This is a genomic window from Pseudomonas sp. ICMP 10191, from assembly GCF_001467335.1.
GTDB classification, from domain to species: domain Bacteria; phylum Pseudomonadota; class Gammaproteobacteria; order Pseudomonadales; family Pseudomonadaceae; genus Aquipseudomonas; species Aquipseudomonas cerasi.
The window spans coordinates 166,624-191,689 of record NZ_LKGW01000013.1 but is presented as its reverse complement, the minus strand read 5'-3'; the positions used below and the strand labels follow the sequence as shown (position 1 = coordinate 191,689).

General features: G+C 58.8%; 25 protein-coding genes and 1 pseudogene. 11 read left to right on the top strand and 15 right to left on the bottom strand.

Annotated features, from left to right (window positions below; all coding sequences use genetic code 11):
* Positions 1 to 43 precede the first annotated feature (43 nt).
* The gene (locus AO388_RS03145) at positions 44 to 1,939 is read right to left on the bottom strand and encodes a potassium transporter Kup (RefSeq protein ID WP_003433327.1); all 1,896 of its coding nucleotides are present in this window, start codon (positions 1,937 to 1,939) and stop codon (positions 44 to 46) included.
* Between the two features lie 333 nt (positions 1,940 to 2,272).
* Here AO388_RS03145 and AO388_RS03140 point away from each other — a divergent pair, with 333 nt between their 5' ends.
* The 6 genes from AO388_RS03140 (at position 2,273) to tsaA (ending at position 7,609) form a co-directional block, all read left to right on the top strand.
* Entirely contained in the window at positions 2,273 to 3,364 is a 1,092-nt protein-coding gene (locus AO388_RS03140) for a catalase family protein (RefSeq protein ID WP_003364761.1), read from the top strand.
* 311 nt (positions 3,365 to 3,675) lie between these two features.
* Positions 3,676 to 5,019, top strand: a complete 1,344-nt coding sequence (gene rimO, locus AO388_RS03130; RefSeq protein WP_003433328.1) for a 30S ribosomal protein S12 methylthiotransferase RimO — start codon at positions 3,676 to 3,678, stop codon at positions 5,017 to 5,019.
* A 102-nt stretch (positions 5,020 to 5,121) separates the two neighbouring features.
* Positions 5,122 to 5,562, top strand: coding sequence for a GNAT family N-acetyltransferase (locus AO388_RS03125; RefSeq protein WP_058416028.1), 441 nt, complete (start codon positions 5,122 to 5,124; stop codon positions 5,560 to 5,562).
* Between the two features lie 92 nt (positions 5,563 to 5,654).
* Positions 5,655 to 6,365 (top strand): rRNA pseudouridine synthase, encoded by a 711-nt coding sequence (locus tag AO388_RS03120; protein ID WP_003364769.1) that lies wholly within the window; start codon positions 5,655 to 5,657, stop codon positions 6,363 to 6,365.
* Positions 6,366 to 6,444: 79 nt separating this feature from the next.
* Positions 6,445 to 6,906, top strand: a complete 462-nt coding sequence (locus AO388_RS03115; protein ID WP_003433332.1) for a DUF1456 family protein — start codon at positions 6,445 to 6,447, stop codon at positions 6,904 to 6,906.
* Between the two features lie 10 nt (positions 6,907 to 6,916).
* Positions 6,917 to 7,609, top strand: a complete 693-nt coding sequence (tsaA, locus tag AO388_RS03110; RefSeq protein WP_058416027.1) for a tRNA (N6-threonylcarbamoyladenosine(37)-N6)-methyltransferase TrmO — start codon at positions 6,917 to 6,919, stop codon at positions 7,607 to 7,609.
* A 96-nt stretch (positions 7,610 to 7,705) separates the two neighbouring features.
* Here tsaA and fpr read toward each other — a convergent pair whose 3' ends face one another.
* Positions 7,706 to 8,485, bottom strand: coding sequence for a ferredoxin-NADP reductase (gene fpr, locus AO388_RS03105; RefSeq protein WP_002554680.1), 780 nt, complete (start codon positions 8,483 to 8,485; stop codon positions 7,706 to 7,708).
* A 123-nt stretch (positions 8,486 to 8,608) separates the two neighbouring features.
* Here fpr and AO388_RS03100 point away from each other — a divergent pair, with 123 nt between their 5' ends.
* Positions 8,609 to 9,535 (top strand): LysR family transcriptional regulator, encoded by a 927-nt coding sequence (locus tag AO388_RS03100; RefSeq protein ID WP_003339525.1) that lies wholly within the window; start codon positions 8,609 to 8,611, stop codon positions 9,533 to 9,535.
* A gap of 20 nt (positions 9,536 to 9,555) precedes the next feature.
* Here AO388_RS03100 and AO388_RS03095 read toward each other — a convergent pair whose 3' ends face one another.
* The 4 genes from AO388_RS03095 to AO388_RS03085 all read right to left on the bottom strand — a co-directional run bounded on the left by AO388_RS03095 (position 9,556) and on the right by AO388_RS03085 (position 11,605).
* On the bottom strand, positions 9,556 to 9,921 hold the full coding sequence (locus tag AO388_RS03095; protein ID WP_003364775.1) for a diacylglycerol kinase: 366 nt from the start codon (positions 9,919 to 9,921) through the stop codon (positions 9,556 to 9,558).
* 81 nt (positions 9,922 to 10,002) lie between these two features.
* Positions 10,003 to 10,650: a response regulator transcription factor ErdR gene (gene erdR / locus AO388_RS03090; RefSeq protein WP_003433336.1), complete on the bottom strand. Its 648-nt coding sequence runs from the start codon at positions 10,648 to 10,650 to the stop codon at positions 10,003 to 10,005.
* A gap of 15 nt (positions 10,651 to 10,665) precedes the next feature.
* Positions 10,666 to 10,848: a hypothetical protein gene (locus tag AO388_RS29300; protein WP_072365702.1), complete on the bottom strand. Its 183-nt coding sequence runs from the start codon at positions 10,846 to 10,848 to the stop codon at positions 10,666 to 10,668.
* A 46-nt stretch (positions 10,849 to 10,894) separates the two neighbouring features.
* Entirely contained in the window at positions 10,895 to 11,605 is a 711-nt protein-coding gene (locus AO388_RS03085; RefSeq protein WP_058398120.1) for a tRNA-uridine aminocarboxypropyltransferase, read from the bottom strand.
* A gap of 254 nt (positions 11,606 to 11,859) precedes the next feature.
* On the opposite strand from AO388_RS03085, the gene AO388_RS03080 reads away from it, so the two are divergent.
* Together AO388_RS03080 and AO388_RS03075 are read left to right on the top strand one after the other, a co-directional pair.
* On the top strand, positions 11,860 to 12,276 hold the full coding sequence (locus AO388_RS03080) for a quorum-sensing-regulated virulence factor family protein (protein WP_003364781.1): 417 nt from the start codon (positions 11,860 to 11,862) through the stop codon (positions 12,274 to 12,276).
* Positions 12,277 to 12,468: 192 nt separating this feature from the next.
* Positions 12,469 to 13,581, top strand: coding sequence for a TIGR00730 family Rossman fold protein (locus AO388_RS03075; RefSeq protein ID WP_003364783.1), 1,113 nt, complete (start codon positions 12,469 to 12,471; stop codon positions 13,579 to 13,581).
* Positions 13,582 to 13,594: 13 nt separating this feature from the next.
* Here the strand turns inward: AO388_RS03075 and recX are convergent.
* From recX to AO388_RS03060, 3 genes and pseudogenes are all read right to left on the bottom strand, one after another.
* Positions 13,595 to 14,051 (bottom strand): annotated as a pseudogene (gene recX, locus AO388_RS03070) (recombination regulator RecX).
* A gap of 5 nt (positions 14,052 to 14,056) precedes the next feature.
* Positions 14,057 to 15,121: a recombinase RecA gene (gene recA / locus AO388_RS03065; RefSeq protein WP_002554688.1), complete on the bottom strand. Its 1,065-nt coding sequence runs from the start codon at positions 15,119 to 15,121 to the stop codon at positions 14,057 to 14,059.
* 93 nt (positions 15,122 to 15,214) lie between these two features.
* Positions 15,215 to 15,730: a CinA family protein gene (locus AO388_RS03060; protein WP_003433344.1), complete on the bottom strand. Its 516-nt coding sequence runs from the start codon at positions 15,728 to 15,730 to the stop codon at positions 15,215 to 15,217.
* Between the two features lie 472 nt (positions 15,731 to 16,202).
* On the opposite strand from AO388_RS03060, the gene mutS reads away from it, so the two are divergent.
* Together mutS and fdxA are read left to right on the top strand one after the other, a co-directional pair.
* Positions 16,203 to 18,770, top strand: coding sequence for a DNA mismatch repair protein MutS (mutS, locus tag AO388_RS03055; RefSeq protein ID WP_161937152.1), 2,568 nt, complete (start codon positions 16,203 to 16,205; stop codon positions 18,768 to 18,770).
* A 259-nt stretch (positions 18,771 to 19,029) separates the two neighbouring features.
* Positions 19,030 to 19,353: a ferredoxin FdxA gene (fdxA, locus tag AO388_RS03050; RefSeq protein WP_003433347.1), complete on the top strand. Its 324-nt coding sequence runs from the start codon at positions 19,030 to 19,032 to the stop codon at positions 19,351 to 19,353.
* A gap of 544 nt (positions 19,354 to 19,897) precedes the next feature.
* On the opposite strand, the gene rpoS is transcribed toward fdxA, so the two are convergent.
* The 6 genes from rpoS to ispF form a co-directional block, all read right to left on the bottom strand.
* The gene (gene rpoS, locus AO388_RS03045) at positions 19,898 to 20,905 is read right to left on the bottom strand and encodes an RNA polymerase sigma factor RpoS (protein WP_003364793.1); all 1,008 of its coding nucleotides are present in this window, start codon (positions 20,903 to 20,905) and stop codon (positions 19,898 to 19,900) included.
* A gap of 103 nt (positions 20,906 to 21,008) precedes the next feature.
* On the bottom strand, positions 21,009 to 21,875 hold the full coding sequence (locus AO388_RS26740) for a peptidoglycan DD-metalloendopeptidase family protein (protein WP_003364795.1): 867 nt from the start codon (positions 21,873 to 21,875) through the stop codon (positions 21,009 to 21,011).
* A 207-nt stretch (positions 21,876 to 22,082) separates the two neighbouring features.
* On the bottom strand, positions 22,083 to 22,718 hold the full coding sequence (locus AO388_RS03035) for a protein-L-isoaspartate(D-aspartate) O-methyltransferase (RefSeq protein WP_003364797.1): 636 nt from the start codon (positions 22,716 to 22,718) through the stop codon (positions 22,083 to 22,085).
* 41 nt (positions 22,719 to 22,759) lie between these two features.
* The gene (gene surE / locus AO388_RS03030) at positions 22,760 to 23,509 is read right to left on the bottom strand and encodes a 5'/3'-nucleotidase SurE (RefSeq protein ID WP_003364800.1); all 750 of its coding nucleotides are present in this window, start codon (positions 23,507 to 23,509) and stop codon (positions 22,760 to 22,762) included.
* Positions 23,497 to 24,555, bottom strand: a complete 1,059-nt coding sequence (gene truD, locus AO388_RS03025; protein WP_058416025.1) for a tRNA pseudouridine(13) synthase TruD — start codon at positions 24,553 to 24,555, stop codon at positions 23,497 to 23,499. Before truD ends, surE begins: the two co-directional genes overlap by 13 nt.
* Positions 24,552 to 25,025 carry a 2-C-methyl-D-erythritol 2,4-cyclodiphosphate synthase gene (gene ispF / locus AO388_RS03020; RefSeq protein ID WP_003364807.1) on the bottom strand — a complete coding sequence of 158 codons (474 nt, stop codon included), beginning with the start codon at positions 25,023 to 25,025 and terminating at the stop codon, positions 24,552 to 24,554. The genes truD and ispF overlap by 4 nt, the downstream gene beginning before the upstream one ends.
* Positions 25,026 to 25,066 lie beyond the last annotated feature (41 nt).

The following is a 25,066-nucleotide window of genomic DNA, read 5'->3' as shown; positions in this document are numbered from 1 at the left end:
CCGGGATTTTTTTATCTGCGCTGCCGGACAACCCGGCCAACGTTTACATCTCCACTTGCGTACCCAGCTCGATCACCCGGTTGAACGGCAGCTTGAAGAAGCGCAGGTTGCCGTTGGCGTTCTTGAGCATGAAGGCGAACAGCGCTTCACGCCAGCGCGCCATGCCATCCATCTTGGACGGGATCACCGTCTCGCGGCTGAGGAAGTACGTGGTGCGCATCGGACTGAAGTCCAGCTCCGGCAAGTGACACAGGGCCAGTGCAGCCGGTACATCGGGCTCATCGATAAAGCCGAAGTGCAGGATCACCCGATAGAAGCCTTCGCCATAGGATTCCACTTCGAAGCGCTGAGCGGACGGTACACGCGGCGAATCTTCATACACCACCGTCAACAGCACCACTTGCTCGTGCAACACCTGGTTGTGCAGCATATTGTGCAACAGCGCATGGGGCACGGCATCCGAACGCGCCGTCAGGAACACTGCCGTGCCCTGCACCCGATGCGGGGGCTGGACGCGAATACTGCCGATGAAGATCGGCAATGGCAGGCCGCCCTCGTCGATTCGCTCCGCGAGCAATTGCTTGCCGCGCTTCCAGGTGGTCATGAGAATAAACAGCACCGCACCCGCCAGCACCGGGAAGGCCCCGCCCTGGAAGATCTTCGGCACGTTGGCCGCGAAGAACAGACCATCCACCAGCAGCAGGCAGATCAGCAATGGAACGGCCAGCAATGGCGGCCATTTCCAGAGCATCAGCATGACGGTCGACACCAGAATGGTAGTGCAGAGCATGGTCCCGGTCACCGCCACGCCGTAGGCAGACGCCAGCGCGCCAGACGATTCGAAGCCGATCACCAGCAGAATCACGCCCGCCATCAGCGCCCAGTTGACGGCACCAATGTAGATCTGGCCTTGCGCGTCGCTGGAGGTGTGCTGGATGTGCATGCGTGGAATGTAGCCCAGCTGGATCGCCTGCAGCGTCATCGAGAACGCGCCGGAGATCACCGCTTGCGAGGCAATGATGGTCGCCATCGTCGACAGGCCGATCAGCGGCAGCAGCGCCCAGCCCGGCGCCAGCAGGTAGAACGGGTTACGAACCGTTTCAGGATTGCCCAGCACCAGCGCACCCTGACCGAAATAGTTGAGCAGCAACGCAGGCAGCACGAGGATAAACCAGGCACGTGAAATCGGCTTGCGGCCAAAGTGACCCATGTCGGCATACAGCGCCTCGGCCCCCGTCAGGGCGAGCACTACAGCACCCAGAATGGCCACACCAATGCCCGGATGGATGATGAAGAAATTCACACCCCATGCCGGATTGACCGCTTTCAGCACTTCCGGCGACTGCATGATGCCATAGACACCCAGCGCACCGAGCACCAGAAACCAGGTCACCATCACCGGGCCGAACAGCACGCCGATGCGCGCGGTGCCATGACGCTGAATCAGAAACAGGCCCACCAGCACCACCAGCGCCATGGGCACGATCCAGTGATCGAGGCCATCGAACGCCAGTTCAAGCCCTTCCATTGCCGACAACACCGAAACTGCCGGGGTGATCATGCTGTCACCGTAGAACAATGCGGCGCCGAACAGTCCGAACACCACCATCATCATTTGCAGGCGGGGATGCTTGGCAGACGCACGCCGCGCCAGGGCCATCAGCGCCATGATGCCGCCCTCGCCCTGGTTATCAGCACGCAGGACGAACGCCATGTATTTGAAGGAAACCACCCAGATCAGCGACCAGAAGATCAGCGACAGTACCCCGAGAATCGCATCATGGGTCACTTCCACGCCGTACCCCCCCTGAAACACCTCCTTGAGGGTGTACAGCGGACTGGTGCCGATGTCACCGTAAACCACCCCGACTGCGGCGATCAGCAGTCCGATGGGCTTGGCAGCGCCTCCGGCCTCCGCATGACTGTTTGCTTGACTCATCCACTACTCCCGGAAACCAGACATGAGGTTCAACACTGAGAACATCACAAGGCGTAACAATTCAGATTCAGCCAGACATTGACATGCCTCGGCGCGATGGCGCGAAGCATAACGCAGCACTCGTCGTAATTCTTGGTGAAACGCAGATGGTTATATCGATCCGGCCTGCCACCACGCCTTGATCACGGCCCCTTGAAGCAGTTTTTCGAAGCAACATTTCTCATGGAACGACAAAAATATTGACCGGTCATTACTTAAGCCTGCCGCATCAGGGGTCTTCAAGAACCGCATCGACGCCAGGGCACCCTGATCCCCTCCCACCGAGATGCTCTGATGACCACACAAAACCTGACTGTCCAGCCGTTACCCTTCCAGCCCTCATTTGAAGTCGTTCCGGACGATGAAGCGCAGACCAGCAAAGAGCTGGTCGAAGCCATGCATTCCATCCTCGAGACCACGTATCAAGACACAGGGCACGCCATTCGCAGTGTGCACGCCAAGGCTCACGGCTTGCTTCACGGTCAGATTCAGGTCTACGGCGACCTGCCCGAGCCGTTGGCCCAGGGTGCCTTTGCCAGGCCCGGCAACTTCCCGGTCGTCATGCGCTTCTCGACCAACCCGGGCGACATTCTCGACGACAAGGTATCCACGCCCAGAGGCCTGGCCATCAAACTGGTTGGCGTCGAAGGCGCGCGCTTGCCTGGCAGTGCAGAGGCAACCACTCAGGATTTCGTCATGCAAAACGCCAAGGCCTTTACCGCCAAGGACCCCAAGGCCTTCCTGAAGACCTTGAAGTTGCTGGCCAAAACGACCGACAAGGCTCCGGGCATGAAACGTGCGTTGTCTGCCGTCCTGCGCGGCATAGAGTCGGTGATCGAGTCTGCAGGGGGCGAAAGTGGCACACTGAGAAGTCTCGGCGGGCACCCGATGACCCACATCCTCGGCGAGACGTTCTACACCGTCGTGCCTTTTCTGTATGGCCCCTACTATGCCAAGCTCAGCGTCGTGCCCGTCTCCGCCGAGCTGATTGCGCTGACCGACAAGGCACTGGACCTCAAAGACAATCCGGACGGTCTGCGCGAAGCGGTCAAAGCGTTTTTTCTTGAACACGACGCCAGCTGGGAAGTCCGCGTTCAGCTGGCCACGGACCTGGAAAAAATGCCGATCGAGGACGCCTCGGCGATCTGGCCGGAAGACCTCAGCCCCTACGTCACCGTCGCTCGCATCGATGTGCCCCGCCAGTCGTCGTGGTCCGAGCAAAACGTCCAGGAAATTGACGAAGCCATGGCATTCAGCCCCTGGCACGGCCTTGAGGCACATCGTCCATTGGGCGGCGTCATGCGCGTACGCAAGCCGGCCTATGAACACTCAGCGGGCTTTCGCAGTCAGCACAACGGCTGCCCGATGCATGAACCGCGGCGCTGAGAACATGTGAAAGTCAGTCCAGGCCCGTTCATGCGGGCCTGGACTGCATTCAGAATGTCTCAGTCGCACGCTGCAACCTCGGCCATGTCCCTCAATACACTGCGTGTACCGAAGCTACTGTCGATCATGATGCGACCGAATGGGTGGGCGCTGACCCCGTCTGCGTCTCGCGTACGTCGTAATTCTCATGCAAACGCTGGTCATCCTGTCCACTCACCGCTAGAATTGCGCACTTTTTGATCAGAGGCGCAGCAAGCGCCCAGTCAGCGCCTGCGCTTCGCGTCCGGGTGCCCTTCACGCCGAGGTTTGCCATGTCCACCGTCACCACGCCGTCCGCCCCCAAGGTTGGATTCGTTTCACTGGGTTGCCCAAAGGCACTCGTTGACTCTGAACGCATCCTGACCCAGCTGCGCATGGAAGGTTACGAAGTCGTTGCGACCTACGAGGACGCCGACGTGGTGGTGGTCAACACCTGTGGCTTCATCGATACGGCCAAGGCCGAGTCGCTGGAAGTGATCGGCGAAGCCATCAAGGAAAACGGCAAGGTCATCGTTACCGGCTGCATGGGCGTCGACGCCAATGTCATCCGCGACGTACACCCCAGCGTGCTGTCGGTGACCGGCCCGCAGCAATATGAACAGGTGGTCAACGCCGTGCACGACGTAGTGCCGCCCCGTCAGGACCACAATCCGCTGATCGATCTGGTGCCGCCACAAGGTGTCAAACTGACCCCGCGTCACTACGCGTATCTGAAAATTTCCGAAGGCTGCAACCACAGTTGCAGCTTCTGCATCATCCCGTCGATGCGCGGCAAGCTGGTCAGCCGCCCGGTGGGCGATGTGCTGGACGAGGCCAAGCGCCTGGTAAAATCCGGCGTGAAGGAACTGCTGGTCATTTCCCAGGACACCAGCGCCTATGGCGTTGACGTCAAATACCGTACCGGTTTCTGGGACGGTCAGCCGGTCAAGACCCGCATGACCGAGCTGTGCCAGGCGCTGGGCTCGATGGGCGTCTGGGTGCGCTTGCACTATGTCTACCCGTACCCGCACGTCGACGAACTGATCCCGTTGATGGCCGCTGGCAAGATCCTGCCGTACCTGGACATCCCGTTCCAGCACGCCAGCCCGAAAATCCTCAAGCTGATGAAGCGTCCGGCCTTCGAAGACAAGACGCTGGCGCGCATCAAGAACTGGCGTGAGCAGTGTCCTGACCTGATCATCCGTTCGACCTTCATCGTCGGCTTTCCGGGCGAAACCGAAGAAGACTTCCAGTACCTGCTGGACTGGCTGACCGAAGCGCAGCTGGACCGGGTTGGCTGCTTCCAGTACTCGCCGGTTGAAGGCGCGCCCGCCAATCTGCTGGACGCGGCCATCGTGCCGGACGACGTCAAGCAGGATCGCTGGGATCGTTTCATGGCTCATCAGCAGGCAATCAGCGCTGCGCGCCTGCAGATGAAGATTGGCAAGGAAATCGAAGTGCTGATCGACGAAGTCGACGATCGTGGTGCCGTGGGCCGCTGCTTCTTCGACGCCCCGGAAATCGACGGCAACGTGTTCATCGGCCTGGAAGACGGCAGTACCGTTCAGCCCGGCGACAAGATCATGTGCCGGGTGACCGATGCCGACGAATACGACCTGTGGGCCGAGATGCTCTAAGCGCTCGCCCTGGTTGCAAACGAAAGCCCTGCCCTTTAACCGGCAGGGCTTTTTTGTCTCCGGCTGTTGTCTATCCAGGACCAGCTGAAAGGAGGACGCGAGATGCCGCTGTATACACCGGATACCCACGATTACCCGGAATTGACCGAGGTATGGGAACGCTCGGTGCGCGCGACCCATGACTTTCTGCCAGACGCCTACATCACCCGGCTCAAGGGGCTGCTGCCGCAGTATCTGGGCAGTGTGACCCTGTTCTGTACCCGGGATGAACAGCTCAACATCACCGGCTTTGCGGGCACGCGCAAGACCAGTCTGGATATTCTGTTCATCGAGCCGGACCATCGCGGCCAGACGCTGGGCACGCAGTTGCTGGCTCATGCAATCGAGCAGTTCAATATCCGTGAACTGGACGTCAACGAGCAGAATACGCAGGCGTTGGGGTTTTACCGCAGGTATGGTTTCGAGGTTGTCAGCCGCTCTGAAGTCGATGGCCTGGGCCAGCCTTACCCCATGCTCAGAATGCGCCTGATCGATCGTCAATGACATCGATTGCAACGCAGATGCAATGTTGCCGCGATTAACCGTCGCCAGACGGTTACAATGGCGACTTTATTTTAGCAAACGGCTTTTTTGTCATGACAGACCCCATTCGCCTTTCCAAACGCCTAATCGAGCTGGTCGGTTGCTCCCGCCGGGAGGCCGAGCTGTTTATCGAGGGCGGCTGGGTCACGGTGGACGGCGAGGTCATCGAAGAACCGCACTTCAAGGTCAGCACCCAGAAAATCGAACTCAGCCCGGACGCCAAGGCCGACGCCCCGGAGCCGGTGACGATCATCCTGCACAAACCCGCCTCGGCAAGCGCCGAAGAGGCTTTGCAGATGATCACTCCGGGCACGCTTTCCGTAGAGCACAGCTACAGCAAGCGTCCGCTCAAGGGCCACTTCATGCGCCTTGAGGCGATTTCAAGCCTGCAGGCCAACGCCAGCGGCTTGATGGTGTTCAGCCAGGACTGGAAGATCCTGCGCAAGCTCACCGATGACCGCAGCAAGATCGAGCAGGAATACGTGGTGGAGATCTCGGGCGAGATGGTTGCTCATGGCCTCAACCGGCTGAACCACGGCCTGACTTACAAAGGCAAGGAGCTGCCGGCCGTGAAAGCCAGCTGGCAGAACGAGAACCGCCTGCGCTTTGCGATGAAAAATCCGCAGCCCGGCATCATCGCCCTGCTGTGCGAGGCCGTCGGCCTGAAGATCGTCGCCATCCGCCGTATCCGTATTGGCGGCGTGTCCATGGGCAAACTGCCCGAGGGCCAGTGGCGCTACATGACGGCCAAGGAAAAGTTCTGACCCTCGCGCCACCCACCTTATTACAGCGCGCATGACCACCGTCATGCGCTGCCCTACGACTTATCAGGAACCACGCCTCATGATGAACAACGACGTACTGCGCAGCGTGCGCTACATGCTCGATATCAGCGACAGCAAGATTGTCGAGATCACCGCACTGACCGGTTTTGAAGTGTCGAAAAGCGATGTCATCGCGTTCATGAAAAAAGAGGAAGAAGAAGGCTACCTGGATTGCAGCGATGAAATCATGGCGCACTTCCTTGATGGCCTGGTCTACTTCAAGCGTGGCAAGGACGAAAGCCGTCCGCCACAGCCGATCGATTTGCCGATCACCAACAATATCGTCCTGAAAAAACTGCGCGTGGCGTTCGAACTGAAAGAAGATGACATGCACGCCATCCTCAAATCGGTCGACTTCCCGGTTTCCAAACCAGAACTGAGCGCCCTGTTCCGCAAGGTCGGACACACCAACTACCGCGCCTGTGGCGATCAACTGCTGCGCAATTTCCTCAAGGGCCTGACCCTGCGCGTGCGCGGCTGAACCTGCCACGATGAGCTACAAGGTCTCCCCTGTCGGCTTCGTGCGCTCCTGCTTCAAGGAGAAATTCGCCATCCCTCGCCAGCCACAACTGGCCCCGGCGGCCCGCGGGGTGCTGGAGTTGGTGGCACCGTTTGATCAGGGTGAAGCGGTTCAGGGGCTGGAACAGGTCAGTCACGTCTGGCTGCTGTTTCTGTTCCACCTGGCGCTGGAAGACAAGCCACGCCTGAAGGTGCGCCCGCCGCGCCTGGGTGGCAACCAGTCGATGGGCGTGTTCGCTACCCGCGCAACCCATCGTCCCAATGGCATCGGCCAGTCGGTGGTCAAGCTGGACAAGGTCGAGCCTGGGCGACTCTGGCTGTCCGGCATCGACCTGCTGGATGGCACGCCGGTGCTGGACATCAAGCCCTACGTACCCTACGCCGATGCAATTGGCGGTGCGACCAACTACATCGCCAGTGCTGCGCCAGCCCTGATACCGGTGCACTGGCAAGACGCCGCGCTGCAACAGGCTCGCGAACACGCGCTGCGCCTGAATGAGCCGCTGGTCGAACTGATCGAGCAGTGTCTGGCCCAGGACCCGCGCCCGGCCTATCAGCTGCCCACGCCGGAACGTCGCTATGGTGCTCAGTTCTGGGATCTGGACGTGCGTTGGCACTACCCGCAAGCGGGTGTGATTTGCGTACTGGAAGTGCTGCTCGCCTGAAGCTGCTGCTTGCCTAAACTGATCGAGGCGACAAATCCCGCGCGACAAAAACCCGCCTGATCCAGTCAAGGACGAGGCGGGTCTTGTGCAGCCGGTTTACTTCTCGACGAAAGCACGCTCGATCAGATAGTCGCCCGGCTCGCGCATACGCGGCGATACGGTCAGGCCGAAGCTGTTGAGCACTTCACTGGTCTCGTCGAGCATGCTTGGGCTGCCGCACAACATGGCACGGTCGTCCTGCGGGTTGATCGGCGGCAGGCCGATGTCGCTGAACAGCTTGCCGCTGCGCATCAGGTCGGTCAGACGACCTTCGTTCTCGAAGGGCTCGCGGGTGACCGTCGGGTAGTAGATCAGCTTGTCACGCAGCGCTTCACCGAAGAATTCATTCTGCGGCAAATGCTCGGTGATGAATTCGCGATAGGCGACTTCATTCACGTAACGCACGCCGTGGCAGAGGATGACCTTCTCGAAACGCTCGTAGGTTTCGGGATCCTGGATGACACTCATGAACGGCGCAAGGCCGGTGCCAGTGCTCAGCAGGTAAAGATGCTTGCCCGGCTTGAGGTCGTCCAGCACCAGCGTGCCCGTAGGCTTCTTGCTGATGATGATTTCGTCACCTTCCTTGAGGTGCTGCAACTGGGAGGTCAGCGGGCCGTCCGGCACCTTGATGCTGAAGAATTCCAGATGCTCTTCCCAGTTCGGGCTGGCAATCGAATAAGCACGCATGAGCGGACGACCGTTTGGCTGCTGCAGACCGATCATCACGAACTGACCGTTCTCGAAACGCAAACCAGGGTCGCGGGTGCACTTGAAACTGAAGAGGGTGTCGTTCCAGTGGTGGACGCTGAGGACACGCTCGTGGTTCATGTTGCTCATGTACGTGAGGACTCCTGAAAAAATAGTGCGCGCAGAAGCACTGCGCTATTGCGCGACATTCTAGTGGCAGACACAATATCTGTTAAATGAATTATCAAGATATAGGTTATCGGTTATATAGATATGCGATTTACTCTCCGTCAGCTCCAGGTATTTGTGGCCGTCGCCCGGCAGGAAAGCGTCTCCAAAGCCGCGGTACTGCTTTCGCTTTCGCAGTCGGCTGCCAGCACCTCCATCACCGAGCTGGAGCGCCAGTCGAGCTGCCAGCTATTTGACCGCGCCGGCAAGCGCCTCAGCCTCAACGCCACCGGCAGGCAATTGCTGCCGCAAGCCGTCGCGCTGCTCGATCAGGCCAAGGAAATCGAAGACCTGCTCAATGGCAAATCAGGCTTCGGCTCACTGGCGGTCGGAGCCACGCTGACGATCGGCAATTACCTCGCAACCCTGCTGATCGGCGGCTACATGCAGCGCCACCCGGAAAGCCAGGTCAAGCTGCATGTCCAGAACACAGCGCATATCGTGCAACAGGTCGCTCACTACGAGATCGATCTGGGCCTCATCGAAGGCGATTGCAGCCACCCGGACATCGAAGTGCAATCCTGGGTCGAAGACGAACTTGTGGTGTTCTGTGCCCCGCAGCATCCGCTGGCCAAACGCGCTCAGGTAACGCTGGAAGAGTTGACCCACGAAGCCTGGATCCTTCGGGAACAAGGCTCGGGCACGCGCTTGACGTTCGATCAGGCGATGCGTCATCACCGTAACGGGCTGAATGTCCGGCTGGAGCTTGAGCACACCGAAGCGATCAAACGTGCAGTCGAATCCGGGCTGGGCATTGGCTGCATCTCCAGACTGGCGCTGCGCGATGCCTTTCGTCGCGGCAATCTGGTGGAGCTGGCCACGCCCGAGCTGGACCTGGCCAGGCAGTTCTATTTCATCTGGCACAAACAGAAATACCAGACCTCAGCCATGCGCGAGTTTCTTGAGCTGTGCCGCGCATTCACCGCCGGAGTTCAGCGCAGCGACGAAATCGTGCTGCCAAGCCTGTATTGACGCGTCTGTATCGAAAGGCATCAGCCCAGCAGAATGATCGCCCACACCAGACCGATCATGCTCAGAGCGATGAACTGGGCAGCGCTGCCCATGTCCTTGGCGTTCTTGGACAGCGGGTGCAGGTCCAGCGAGATGCGGTCAATGGCCGCCTCTACGGCCGAGTTGAGCAGCTCGACGATCAGCGCCAGCAGGCACACGGCAACCAGCAGGGCATGCTCACCCTTGCTGACGTGCAGAAAAAACGACAGCGGGACCAGGACCACGTTGAGCAGTACCAACTGACGGAAAGCCGCTTCACCTTTGAAGGCAGCGCATAAACCGTCCAGTGAATAACCTGCGGCATTAAGAATACGTTTCAGACCGGTTTGGCCTTTGAAGGGCGACATAGAGAGGCTGCTGTGTAAAAAGATGAGGAAAGCTAAGGCAATAAAGGTCAAAAAAGCGTGAATACTGGAACCTGAAAGCCGTCAGCTGGACGAAATGGACTCAAGCTGCTGTAACAACAATGCTGCCTGGGTGCGCGTGCGTACGCCAAGCTTGCGGAAAATCGCCGTGACATGTGCCTTGATGGTGGCTTCGGACACGCTGAGTTCGGAAGCAATCTGCTTGTTCAGCAAGCCTTCACAAACCATCGTCAACACTCGAAACTGCTGCGGCGTCAGGCTGGCAAGGCCTGCGCTGGCGGCCTTTGCCTCGTCTGAAACACTGATCACTTCATTGACCTGCGGCGGCCACCAGACGTCACCATCAAGCACCGTGCGTACCGCCTGCTGAATGACTTCCAGCGAGCTGGATTTGGGAATGAAGCCACTGGCACCAAACTCTCTGGAGCGCACCACGATGGAGGCTTCTTCCTGCGCCGAGACCATCACCACCGGTATCTGCGGATACTGGCCACGCAACAGGACCAGCCCGGAGAAGCCATAGGCCCCTGGCATGTTCAGGTCCAGCAGAACCAGATCCCAATCAGCCTTCTCCGCCAGGCGCGACTCAAGCTGGGCAATGCTTTCTGCCTCGACCAGCCGTGCGTCAGGCCCCAGACCGATGCTCAGCGCCTGATGCAGCGCACTGCGAAACAGGGGATGATCATCGGCGATCAGGATGTCGTAGGTCATGTAATGATCCTGTTTTTATAGTGAGGGACCGACGAATCGGCCACCCAGCGAGGCTGGCGAACGCGCAGTGCGCAACCCAAAACGGGCGCCGGCGCAATGCCAGACCAGATGAATCGGCTTCCAGGCGGCGCCAAGCATGCCCAGCATGGCCATGACGGTCAAGCGCGAAGCGTCGATACCCGAGAACATAGATGGCAATTAGCCAAACCAGTGGACTTCGGCAGCCCCTTGTTATGAACAGCCTTCAAATGAACGCTTTCAAATGGGTATGCGCCACGTCGTCGGAATCAATCGGATTCTGATACTTGGCGCCCAGATAATGAGCGCTGAACACGTCCAGATAAGCATCCAGCACTCCGCTGGCGCTGGCATCACCGGCCAGCTCCAGACACAGGGCGGCCACTTCCGCCGTGCAGAAGTGATCGTCGCGCCTTGATCGACGCAAACGGTAGCGCGAGATCTGCTCGGGCTCCAGACTCAATACTGGAAAACGCTCCAGATAAGGGCTCTTGCGAAACATCTTGCGTGCTTCGGTCCAGGTGGCATCCAGCAGAATGAACAGCGGGCGCTTGCCATCCAGGCGCGAAACCGTATTCACCACGCGGTCCTCGGCAACAAACTCACCGGGAAAAACGATGTAAGGCTGCCACTGCGGGTCATCCAGCAAGGCGAGCAATTGCTCATCGACCTCTATCCGCGACCAGAGAAAGGCATGAGTGTCCTTGATGACGTCGGCGATCAGCCAGCCGGTGTTGGTCGGTTTCAAGGGCTCGGTGTCATACATCAGCAGGCAGATGCCTGACTCGGCAGCGACGCTGGGTCGCCATTCGCACAGGCAATAGCTGAAAATCACCCGGCAATCCGGGCAGCGCGGCGCGCGCGAGCCTCGGGCAATGAAAGGCCTGGTACTGCGGGCCAGACGCTCATCGCGCAGGCGGGAAACGGCATGGCTCATTACAGGACACGCCTGCGGGGGAAAGACATCGACACCACAAAGACTCGGCAGGATTAAAGTCCGCGCAGTTTATCAGAGCCCCGGCACTTCAACGCGCTTTCGGTCCGCAGGCCTGTTTTCGTACAGAGCCTAGGCCCGATGAAGGCTCCTGCTCTATACTGCTGCGCCATCGCACCCCGCGCTATCGGTGGGCTGCCCGGAACGCACTTTGAAGTCGCTGGTCCAACGGCCAGTTACTTAACCAGGAGAGTTTAATGCTGCGCCTTATCGTACCCACCCTTACGCTTTTGCTCGTTGCTCCACTGTGCGCCCAGGCGGCGTCGAAACAGGAGTTCGAACTCAGCAAGATGCTGGAAAAAGTCGCTAAGGAAAGCAGTGTCGGCACGCCGAGAGCGATCAACGAAGACATCCTCGATCAGGGCTACACCGTCACCGGCAACCAGTTGATCAACCACTTGAGCGTTCGTGAAGGCCAGGCTCAGCAGATGCGCGCCAATCCGGACGTGATGCGCAACCAGTTAGGCAACAGCGTTTGCCACAACAATGGTTTCCGCCAGTTGATGACCAAGGGTGCCGTCCTCAAGTATCAGTTCACTGAGTACAAGACCAACCGCCCGGTTGCGACGCAAACCTTTCAGGCTTCCGACTGCACTGTAAAACCCAAGCAATAAGCCATATCCGACATGTAACCTCCCCCGCGCGCCTGTCCCTCAGGCGCGTCAGTCGAGCAACTCTCAAGACATCCTGCAACTAATCCACCCTGGCAATGAACAGGGAATGGGTAGCCTTTCGCTGCAAACCGGGACATCATCGATTCAACACGCCCCATCGGGCCATTGATCCAGCAGGAGGAAAAATCCCGAATGCCGTATGTACCTGACGATCTTCTATCCCGACACTTCCAACGCGACGGTCTCGACCTGACCAGCCAGATTGAAGAGCACATCAATGAGGTGGCTCCGGGCACGAAAAACCTGCCGCTGTACCGCGACATGATGCTCACGGTGTTGCGCATGGCCCAGGATGACCGCAACCGCTGGGACGTCAAGATAACGCTGCAAACCCTGCGCGAACTGGACAAGGCCTTTCGGGTGCTCGAGCGTTTCAAGGGCCGCCGCAAAGTCACTGTATTCGGCTCCGCTCGCACACCGGCGGAACATCCGCTGTACGCACAGGCCAGAGAGCTGGGTGAAAAGCTGGCCCGCTCCGACATGATGGTCATCACCGGCGCGGGCGGCGGCATCATGGCGGCAGCCCATGCCGGCGCAGGCTTGAAACACAGCCTTGGGTTCAACATTACCCTGCCCTTCGAACAGCACGCCAATCCGACAGTGGAGGGCAGCGAAAACCTGCTGCCCTTCCACTTCTTCTTCACACGCAAGCTGTTCTTCGTCAAGGAAGCCGACGCGCTGGTGCTATGCCCCGGCGGCTTCGGAACTCTGGATGAAGCCCTGGAAGTGCTGACATTGATACAAACCGGCAAAAGCCCGTTGGTGCCTGTTGTATTGCTGGATACGCCTGGCGGAAGTTTCTGGCAAGGTGCACTGGACTTCATCAAGCATCAGTTGCAGGACAATCACTACATTCTGCCAGCCGACATGAAACTGATGAGGCTGGTCTACAGCGCCGATGAAGCGGTGGAAGAGATCAACCGGTTTTATGCCAACTTCCATTCCAGCCGCTGGCTGAAAAACAAGTTCGTGATCCGTATGCATCATGCGCTGAACGAACAGGCCCTGGAGCACATGCAGGAAGCGTTCGCTGACCTGTGCATCAATGAAAACTTTCATCAGCACAGTTATCAGGGCGAAGAGCACGATGAAGCGCAATTCAGTCACCTGACACGACTGGCGTTCACCTTCACAGGACGCAATCAGGGCAGGCTTCGGGAACTGGTGGATTACATCAATCAACAGGAAAACTGGGAAGACGCTTCAGTGACAAGGGACGCAGCTCGGAATCGGGCGCCACAGTAAGCGCCCTGATAGATCAGTCACCCCCGCCACGGCCGCTTAACAAGCGGCCGATCATTTCCAGCGGATAGCCGCGATAACTCAGAAAACGCCCCTGCCTGGCCCGCTCGCGCGCATCGACAGGCAGGGCACCGGCAAACTTGCGCTGCCAGAGCTCGTGAAGCTTCTCCTGCCAATCAACGCCGCACTCCCTGAGCGCCTGCTCAATGTCGGCACGTTGCAAGCCTCGCTGACCCAGCTCTTCGCGAATACGAACAGGACCGTAGCCCGAACGTGCCCGGTAAGAAACGAAGCTTTCGAGGTAACGGGATTCAGAGAGCAGACCTTCCTCGACCAGACGATCAAGGGCTGCATCGATAAGCTCGGGNCTGACGCAGTTTACGCGTCAGCTCGACTCGACCGTGCTCGCGACGTGCGAGCAGGTCCATTGCAGTGCGCCGGACGGCGACGGGTGTATCGAGTACGGCAGGCATGGCTATCAGATATCGACATCTGCTTCAGACATGTCATCGGCAGCCACTGCTTCACGTGAGCCGACAGCCTTGGTATCGACCCCAGGGGTCAGCAACTTGTCGCGGATCTGCTTCTCGAGCGCCTTGCAGATTTCCGGGTTATCTGCCAGGAACTTGGCCGAGTTGGCCTTGCCCTGACCAATCTTGCTGCCCTGGTAGCTGTACCAGGCGCCGGACTTCTCGACAAAACCATGCAGAACGGCCAGATCGACGATTTCACCGTTCAGGTAGATACCCTTGCCGTAAAGAATCTGGAACTCGGCCTGACGGAACGGCGGAGCTACCTTGTTCTTCACGACCTTGACGCGGGTTTCGCTGCCGACAACTTCATCGCCTTCCTTGACCGCGCCTGTACGGCGGATGTCCAGACGTACCGAAGCGTAGAACTTCAGCGCGTTACCACCGGTGGTGGTTTCCGGGCTGCCGAACATCACGCCGATCTTCATGCGGATCTGGTTGATGAAGATCACCAGGCAATTGGCGTTCTTGATGTTACCGGTGATCTTGCGCAGCGCCTGCGACATCAGACGCGCCTGCAGACCCACGTGCATATCACCCATTTCGCCTTCGATCTCTGCCTTGGGTACCAGCGCAGCAACGGAGTCGACCACGATCACGTCGATGGCATTGGAGCGCACCAGCATGTCGGTGATTTCCAGCGCCTGCTCACCGGTGTCCGGCTGCGAAACCAGCAGGTCGTCGACGTTGACGCCCAGCTTGCCGGCGTATTCCGGATCCAGTGCGTGCTCGGCGTCGACAAAGGCACAGGTAGCACCCATTTTCTGGGCCTGAGCGATGACCGACAGCGTCAGTGTGGTTTTACCGGAAGACTCAGGACCGTAGATTTCCACGATCCGGCCTTTCGGCAGACCGCCAATACCGAGTGCGATATCCAGACCCAGCGAACCGGTGGAGATGGCAGGGATCGCCTGGCGATCATGATCGCCCATGCGCATCACGGCGCCTTTACCGAACTGACGCTCGATCTGACCCAAGGCCGCAGCCAAGGCTTTCTTCTTGTTGTCGTCCATTGAAGTCCTCACGTAATCAAATTCAATTAGGGCCTTGATGGCCACAACACCTGTATAAGTAGACAGTATTATTCCACAGCAGTGAGCGCGCGCCTACCCCTGTTTTGGCATTTCTCCGCGTGCAAGCTGTATCAGCCCGTGCAGCGCGGCTTCGACCGTCTGTCGACGGACCTGATCACGGTCGCCATCGAAGTGGCAACGCCGGGCGATCAGCGCATCATCCTTGCCCCAGCACAGCCACACAGTACCGACCGGTTTGTCCGGCGAACCGCCGCCAGGCCCCGCGACACCGCTGACCGCGACGGCGAATCGTGCACCGCTTTCACGCTGTGCGCCTCGCACCATGGCCTCGACAACCGGCTGACTGACCGCCCCGACCTGTGCGAACAACACCTCGGGCACCCCTAACTGGCGGGTCTTCTGGGCATTCGAATAGGTCACGTAGCCCGCTTCGAACCACGCCGAGCTGCCGGCAATGCGCGTGATCGCTTCGGCTATTCCGCCCCCCGTACAGGATTCGGCAGTGGTCACTTGCGCGCCCATTGCACCCAGAAGCCTGCCAAGCGTATCGGCAAGCCCGGTTATCTCATCCTCGGTGTAATCGTTCATGCTAAAAAGCCTGTAAAGGTGAATCCTGAGGCAGCGCACCTGCCGCGCAACGGGGCTGAGCATGCTGCTTTACTGGTCATTTTTCCTGCGCCCGGGCTTTTTGACCGTTTCCACCGTGGTTTCTCTCGGCCTTTTTCTGGCTTCTTCCAAAGGAATGAAGCGCCCGCTGACAGAGTCCCTTGCTCGTTTGTTCTTCATATAAAAGTCCTTTTTTATAAGTTACCGTCCGGTTATCGGGTGGCAGCGATGAAAGTCTATACGCCAAATCGGGATGCATGGCTGTCTGGAAACGCCCGGTCACCAATACGCGGGAAGCCACGCGGTCACTGCACCACCCGGTCGAGCGTGATAACCTTGCCGCCATCGCACATACCCGGCAGACGCCCCTTGATTCAGACAAGGGCCACCCGTCGCGTCTCAAGGTTGCCTCACTCCTCTCAAGAACTTGCCTAAGCCACTGATGAATAAAGCAATTTCCGACCTCTCCGCACACACTCCGATGATGCAGCAGTACTGGAAACTGAAAAACCAGCACCTGGATCAGCTGATGTTTTATCGCATGGGCGATTTCTACGAGATCTTCTACGAAGACGCGAAGAAAGCCGCCAAGCTGCTGGATATAACCCTGACCGCACGCGGCCAGTCGGCAGGTCAGAGCATTCCCATGTGCGGGATTCCCTACCACGCAGCCGAGGGTTATCTGGCCAAGCTGGTGAAACTGGGCGAATCAGTGGTGATCTGCGAGCAGATCGGCGACCCCGCCACCAGCAAGGGGCCGGTGGATCGTCAGGTGGTGCGGATCATCACGCCAGGGACCATCAGCGATGAGGCCCTGCTCGACGAGCGCCGCGATAACCTGATCGCCGCCGTGCTGGGTGACGAACGTCTGTTCGGCCTCGCGGTACTGGATATCACCAGCGGTAACTTCAGTGTGCTGGAGATCAAGGGCTGGGAGAACCTGCTGGCCGAGCTCGAGCGCATCAACCCGGTCGAGCTGTTGATCCCGGACGACTGGCCACAAGGTCTGCCTGCCGAGAAGCGCCGTGGTTCTCGACGTCGCGCGCCTTGGGATTTCGAGCGCGACTCAGCGCATAAAAGTTTGTGTCAGCAGTTTGCAACCCAGGACCTGAAGGGTTTCGGTTGCGAAAACCTGACGCTGGCCATCGGTGCTGCCGGCTGCCTGCTGAGCTATGCCAAGGAAACCCAGCGTACCGCCCTGCCCCATCTGCGCAGCCTGCGTCACGAACGTCTCGACGATACCGTGATCCTCGATGCCGCCAGTCGCCGTAATCTGGAACTGGACACCAACCTGTCCGGAGGCCGTGACAACACCCTGCAATCGGTCATGGACCGCTGCCAGACCGCAATGGGGACACGGTTACTGACCCGCTGGCTGAACCGGCCATTGCGCGACCTGACCATCCTTCAGGCACGCCAGACGTCGATCACCTGTTTTCTGGAACGCTATCGCTTTGAAAACCTGCAGCCACAGCTCAAGGAAATCGGCGACATTGAGCGGATTCTGGCGCGCATCGGCCTGCGTAACGCGCGGCCACGTGACCTCGCTCGCCTGCGCGACGCCCTGAGCGCCCTGCCCGAGTTGCAACAGGCGATGACCGATCTGGAAGCGCCGCATCTGCAGCAACTTGCGCAGACCGCCAGCACCTATCCCGAGCTGGCCGATCTGCTGCAGCGCGCGATCATCGACAACCCGCCAGCCGTCATTCGTGACGGTGGCGTTTTGAAGACTGGCTACGACGCTGAGCTGGATGATCTGCAGTCTCTGAGCGAAAACGCCGGCCAGTTCCTGATCGACCTGGAAGCCCGCGAAAAAGCCCGCACCGGTCTCGGCAACCTGAAAGTCGGCTACAACCGCGTACATGGCTACTTTATCGAGCTGCCAAGCAAGCAGGCCGAGCAGGCGCCGGCTGATTACATACGCCGCCAGACCCTGAAGGGCGCCGAGCGCTTTATCACGCCCGAGCTCAAGGAGTTCGAAGACAAGGCGTTGTCGGCCAAGAGCCGCGCCTTGGCTCGGGAAAAGATGCTCTACGAAACGCTCCTCGAAGACCTGATCGGTCATCTTGCGCCGCTTCAGGATACGGCGGCGGCGCTGGCCGAACTGGACGTGTTGAGCAACCTTGCGGAGCGCGCGCTGAATCTGGACCTCAATTGCCCACGCTTTGTCGCCGAACCCTGCATGCGCATCGAGCAAGGCCGTCATCCGGTGGTGGAACAGGTTCTGAGCACGCCTTTCGTTGCCAACGACCTGGCGCTGGACGACAGCACTCGCATGCTGGTCATCACCGGCCCGAACATGGGCGGTAAATCGACCTATATGCGTCAGACGGCGCTGATCGTGCTGCTGGCCCATATCGGCAGCTTCGTGCCCGCTGCCAGCTGCGAACTGTCGCTGGTCGACCGGATCTTCACGCGCATCGGCTCCAGCGACGACCTGGCGGGAGGACGCTCGACGTTCATGGTCGAAATGAGCGAAACGGCAAACATCCTGCACAACGCTACCGATAAAAGTCTGGTGCTGATGGACGAAGTGGGGCGCGGCACCAGTACTTTCGACGGCCTTTCGCTGGCCTGGGCGGCAGCCGAGTGCCTCGCGCAGCTGCGCGCCTATACACTGTTCGCCACGCACTATTTCGAACTGACGGTGTTGCCGGAAAGCGAACCGCTGGTGACCAATGTGCACCTCAACGCCACCGAGCATAATGAGCGCATCGTGTTCCTGCACCGCGTCCTGCCAGGGCCTGCGAGCCAGAGCTACGGTCTGGCCGTGGCGCAACTGGCCGGGGTGCCGGGCAAGGTCATCAGCCGCGCCAAGGAACACTTGCAGCGTCTGGAAACCACCAGCCTGCCGCACGAGCAGCCGCGCGCCAAACCCGGCAAGCCCGCAGTCCCGCAGCAGAGCGATATGTTCGCAAGTCTGCCGCACCCGGTGCTCGACGAGCTGTCGAAGGTCAAGGTCGACGATATGACCCCGCGGCAGGCGCTGGATTTGCTATACACATTGCAAACTCGCCTGTGACGCGAAGCGTTACATACTGTTAGAATCCCGCGCGGTTTGGGACGCTCTCGGCTTTTAGCCTGGTCGAGGCGTTTTTCGAGCCGCGTGAAAATGCAGCGAACCATCGGTAGGTAGCAGGGACAGGTAGCAGACGCCGCAGTCTTACCGCTTCAAGGCCACCCACCAAAAGCACGTGTTTTCATAGGGCCGGGAAACCTCCCGAACCTGGCACCCCTGTCTGGAAGGGCTCTGCCGCAGCCGCCTGAGGAGAAAATTAGAAATGACCTTCGTCGTCACCGACAACTGCATCAAGTGCAAGTACACCGACTGCGTAGAAGTCTGTCCGGTGGACTGCTTTTACGAAGGCCCGAATTTCCTGGTGATCCACCCGGACGAGTGCATCGACTGCGCGCTCTGCGAGCCAGAGTGCCCTGCCGTAGCCATTTACTCGGAAGACGAGATCCCTGCCGGCATGGAAAACTTCATCGAGCTCAACGCCGAGCTTGCCGAAGTCTGGCCCAATATCACCGAAAAGAAAGACGCTATGCCGGAAGCGGCAGAGTGGGATGGCAAAACCGGCAAGATCGCTGATCTGGAACGCTAGATTCCAGACAGACAAAAGGCCCTCAAGAGGGCCTTTTTTATTGAATGCGCTTTTCTGCAGACAAAAAAAGGGGCGGTATGACCCGCCCACGTTTTTCCCTGATCCCTGTATTCCCTTGTCATCATCCTGATGAATCGCATCCCGCGATGTCCTTGACCGTCATCCTTGATGGCCCGTGCCTGTCCGTTGGCACAGCTTCGATATTAGAGATTTAACCCTGGAGAGCAACACCCGAAACGCTCCAGAATATTTCCCGGTCGATTGTCTTACAGGATTAAACCTTTTCAAAAACAAAGCCTTGCAACGAAAAAACCGTGAAATTGGCGACTAGCCTTACTCCGATTACCTGAATGACTTACAGCAAGCGTGCGCAATGACTTACAGGCTTTGAACCTTCCAAGTACACCGACCGCGAGATTGAACAGGCAAAACCGTATTGGCGGGTCCCGTGAGCAGCAATATTGAAATGACGAAAGACATATAAAAAGGCCGATATACACACACTGTGTTATATCGGCCCTGGATGGATGCTGCAGAGGGGGGATTACTGGAAGAGGGATTCGCTGGACAGACCATTTTTCTCGAGGATCTCACGCAGACGCTTGAGTCCTTCAACCTGAATCTGCCTTACACGCTCACGCGTCAGGCCGATCTCAAGCCCTACATCTTCAAGCGTGCTGCTTTCATGCCCGCGCAAACCGAAGCGGCGAATCACCACCTCGCGCTGCTTCTCGGTCAGTTCAGACAGCCATTGATCGATACTCTGTGAGAGATCGTCGTCCTGCAGCAACTCGCAGGGGTCTGTCGGACGGTCGTCGGTCAAGGTATCGAGCAGCGTCTTGTCCGAATCCGGGCCCAGCGAAACGTCCACTGACGAAACACGCTCGTTCAAGCCCAGCATGCGCTTGACCTCGCCTACCGGTCTTTCCAGCAGGTTGGCGATCTCTTCAGGAGAAGGTTCGTGATCCAGCTTCTGGGTCAGCTCTCTGGCCGCACGCAGATAAACGTTCAGCTCCTTGACCACATGAATCGGCAGTCGGATGGTCCGCGTCTGATTCATGATCGCGCGTTCAATGGTCTGACGAATCCACCAGGTGGCGTAGGTAGAGAAACGAAAACCGCGCTCCGGGTCGAACTTCTCAACCGCCCTGATCAACCCCAGGTTGCCCTCCTCGATCAGATCAAGCAATGACAGCCCACGATTGACATAGCGTCTGGCAATTTTCACTACCAGCCGCAGATTGCTTTCAATCATGCGTTTGCGCCCGGCCGGATCTCCACTTTGCGACAGACGCGCAAAATGCACTTCTTCTTCCGGGGACAATAGAGGAGAAAAACCGATTTCATTGAGGTACAGCTGGGTAGCATCAAGCGCCCGCGTGTAGTCAATGTACTTGTGTTGTTTGAGCGATGTTGATTGCTTGACCTTGGTACGTCCCGAGACAGCGGCTGGCTGCTTCTCGTTTGACGCTTCCTTCAGGACAATGCCGGCTTCCATAAGGAGCACTTCATCATCGATGTCAAACTCCGGCGCTTCGTTGCCAAGAGCCATTGTTTTAGTCCTTTGGTGAGTTCGACCTCAAGCTCCAGCATCGCCTGGTTCCATGGCAACGCTTGAGCCTGTTCCTATTACGCCTGGAACAGGCTGGCAACTATCAACGACGTGGCAAGAATCCTAACGGATCTACAGGTTTCCCTTGGCGGCGAATCTCAAAATGCAGTTTCACCCGGTCAGTTCCTGTTGACCCCATTTCGGCAATCGTCTGCCCTGCCTTGACCTGTTGTCCTTCCCGTACCAAAAGCCTGCGGTTATGACCGTAGGCACTGACGTAGGTATCGCTGTGTTTGATGATGATCAATTCGCCGTAGCCCCGTAATCCACTTCCGGCGTAAACAACTGAACCATCAGACGCTGCCAAAACAGGCTGTCCCAAATCACCAGCGATATCAATTCCTTTATTCAAACTGCCGTTTGAGGAAAATTTTCCTATCAAAATGCCACTCGAAGGCCAGGTCCAACCTGTCGGGGACTTGCCGGCCGGGCCTGTCCCGGTGGTCGCCGAGGGAGGTATAACCACAGGTACAACCGCAACAGGTTTGGACATAACCGTGGTTTTGACGGATCCGGAACTGCTGGTCGTGGTTGACGTGGACGTCACTGGACGCCCGGCGCCCGACGTTGAAACCACGCTCGGTGTTGAAGAGGAGCGTCCGTCAAAGCGAATTGTCTGACCAGGCTTGATGGTAAACGGCTCCGGGATCTGGTTACGGGCAGCCAGCGCCTTCCAGTCCCAGCCGTAACGAAATGCAATGGAAAAAAGTGTGTCACCGCGCCTGACCACGTATTGGCCAGTGGTCACCGTCGGACGCTGGGCCACGGCATTGCCGTTGCGATCAACGACGCGAACGCCGCCTGAGGGCGAGCTGGAGCAGCCGACCAAAAGGACACTGAGAGCAATGCCAATCACCAGACGCTGATAACTTCTTGAAGACCTGAGCTGCTGAATGACTGTGAGACTCACCCGCCACTCCCTTTACTGGTGACTGAATTCAAAAAAGATGCCTATTGTGCCGTAATAGCGACGGGCAGCCAGTGATATCCGCTGAAAAACGCTGTTAAGTATCAATCAGCTGCATGGAAATGATGCCATCAGGCCATTCAACATTCCGGGCCGCGCGCTGTAGACAGATGACTGACGCCAGAATTCATTGTTTACCGCAGACAATCTTCAAGCGATGGGTCCATTGAGCAATGGCACGAAGCGCACAGCCCCCAGCACGTGCCGGGAAAAACCGTGTTCTTCACGGATGATCAGCATCAACTGCTGAACCTCCCCCGAGCCCACGGGAATGACCAGACGGCCTCCCGGTGCCAGCTGATCGAGCAATGCCTGCGGTACATCGGTTGCCACGGCCGTGACGATGATGCCGTTATAGGGCGCCAGGGCTGGCCAGCCTTCCCAGCCGTCACCCCAGCGGAACACCACGTTGCGCAGATTGAGCTCGACCAGACGTTCCTTGGCGCGATCCTGAAGCACCTTGATGCGCTCGACCGAGAACACTCGTTCTACCAGCTGCGCCAGCACAGCAGTCTGATAGCCTGACCCCGTACCGATCTCCATGACCTTGTCCAGCGGCCCGGCTGCCAACAGCAGCTCACTCATCCGCGCGACCATGTAAGGCTGGGAAATGGTCTGGTTATGACCGATGGGCAATGCGGTGTCTTCGTAGGCGCGATGCGCCAGCGCTTCATCGACAAACAGATGCCGTGGCGTCTTGCGAATGACGTCCAGTACCCGCTGGTTGGAAATGCCCTCTTCACAGAGGCGCTGAATCAGACGCTCGCGGGTACGCTGCGATGTCATTCCGATCCCTCGACGCAATAAATCATCCTGCTCGCGTGACATCAACGAAGTCCCTCCAGCCAGGTGTTCAGGCTGCTGAATCCGTCCTGATAGGTTCTATCCAGCTGCAACGGCGTGATCGATACATAGCCTTGTACGACCGCATGAAAGTCGGTCCCGGCGCCGCCGTCCTCGACATCACCGGCAGCAGCGATCCAGTAGCCAGCGCGGCCACGCGGGTCGACGACCTTGATCGGCGCCGCAGCGCGGGCACGATGCCCCAATCGGGTCAGTTGAATGCCGCGGATGTGCTCGAGCGGCAGGTTGGGAATATTCACGTTCAATACCGTGCGGGGTGGCAGGTCGAGTTGCTCATGGGCCTCGACCAGCAAGCGCGCGTAATGCGCCGCCGTCGCCAGATTATCCGGCTGACGTGACAGAAACGAAAAGGCAAACGACGGGCGCTGCAGAAAACGCCCTTCAAGCGCTGCGGCGACCGTTCCGGAATACAGTACATCGTCGCCCAGATTGGCCCCCAGGTTAATGCCTGAAACCACCATGTCCGGTTGCCGCTCCAGTAGCCCGTGAATGCCCAGATGCACACAATCGGTGGGCGTACCGTTGACACTGATGAAGCCGTTTTCCAGGGTGTGCGGATGCAAGGGCCGGTCGAGTGTCAGAGAACTGCTGGCACCACTTTTGTCCTGATCAGGCGCAATCACCACGCAGTCGGCGTAGTTCGCCAACGCCGCATGGAGCGCGACAAGACCGGGCGCATTCACCCCGTCATCATTTGATATCAGAATACGCATGAGCTGTCCGTCTGCCCAACCGGCACCAGATCGATGAGTTCGCGTACCAAGACGGTCGCAAAGCATCCGGGCGGAAGGACGAATTCCAGTTGCAGAATGTCAGACTCGGGATAATGCCACGTCAGCCGCCCAATGGGCAGTCGCAGGATGCGACGTTCGTGCTCCATGCCCGCTCTGACCAGCCAGTCACGCAACACGGATTCGTCATCGGCAACGGTATTTTCCAGCGCTGCCGTCGCACCGCCAGCTGGCGAAGGGCCTTCACCCCACTGAGGACCGGTGGGGTGCAGATCGAGGATCGCCAGACGAGGATCGCTGCATTCATCCAATCCGGCCGGGAAAAAACTGCGACTGTCGGTGAACGCAAGCAAATCCCCGACCTGAGCCTTCTGCCAGCTGCCATCGGCAACCCGGGCGGCCAACACCCGGTTGAACAGGTAACTGCGCGCCGTGGACAACAGTCGCGAACGCACGGCGCGCTGCTCAGGCAGCGCCTTGCGGGCGGCGTAATCGCGTGCCTCGCCAAGATTTCCGCCCTGATAGCCAAAACGCTGCGTGCCGAAATAATTGGGGATGCCCTGCCGGGCAATGGTTTCAAGGCGCTGATTCAACGCGCCCTGGTCTGCCTCCAGCTGAGTCAGACGCAGGGTGAAGCCATTGGCCGCATGGGCGCCACGCTGCAGCTTGCGTTTGTGACGACCGCTTTTGAGAATCTTCAGCGTGTCGTCCTGCGCAGCAGACAGATCAGGATCGGCCTTGCCCGGCAGTTGAATACTGAACCACTGTCGGGTCAATGCCTGGCGATCCTTGAGACCGGCGTAGCTGACTGTGCGCAACTGAACGCCCGCAGCCCGGGCCAGCCGGCGCGCCGCCTCTTCCGTGTTCAGGCCGCGTTTCTCGACCCATAGCCACAAGTGCTCGCCATCCCCGGAAAGCGGAATGTCCAGCACTTCATCGACCTGAAAGTCTTCGGCAATCGCCTTGAGCACTGCACGCCCCAGTGCATCGCCGTAAGCTCGCGGGCCCAGCAGTTCAAGTTCATTCATGCGCGCAGCAACAACGCAACGGCATGCACCGCGATGCCTTCTTCACGCCCGGTAAAGCCAAGCTTTTCGGTCGTTGTGGCCTTGACGTTGACCTGATCCAGCTCAACCTGAAGGTCTTCGGCGATCAATGCACGCATGGCATCGATATGCGGCGCCATTTTCGGTGCCTGAGCGACGATGGTCGCGTCGACATTACCGACCTTCCAGCCTTTGCCATGGATCAGCGTGAGGACATGACGCAGCAGCACGCGGCTGTCGGCGCCCTTGAACTGCGGGTCGGTGTCAGGAAAGTGCTTGCCGATATCGCCCAGCGCTGCGGCGCCCAGAAGCGCGTCGCTCAAGGCATGCAGCAGGACATCGCCATCGGAATGGGCCAGCAGGCCGAACCCGTGTGCAATCCGCACGCCGCCCAAGGTAATGAAGTCGCCTTCAGCGAAACGGTGCACATCATAGCCATGGCCAATACGCATAAAAAAACGCCCTGAAAAAAGTCAGGGCGTGATTCTACCTG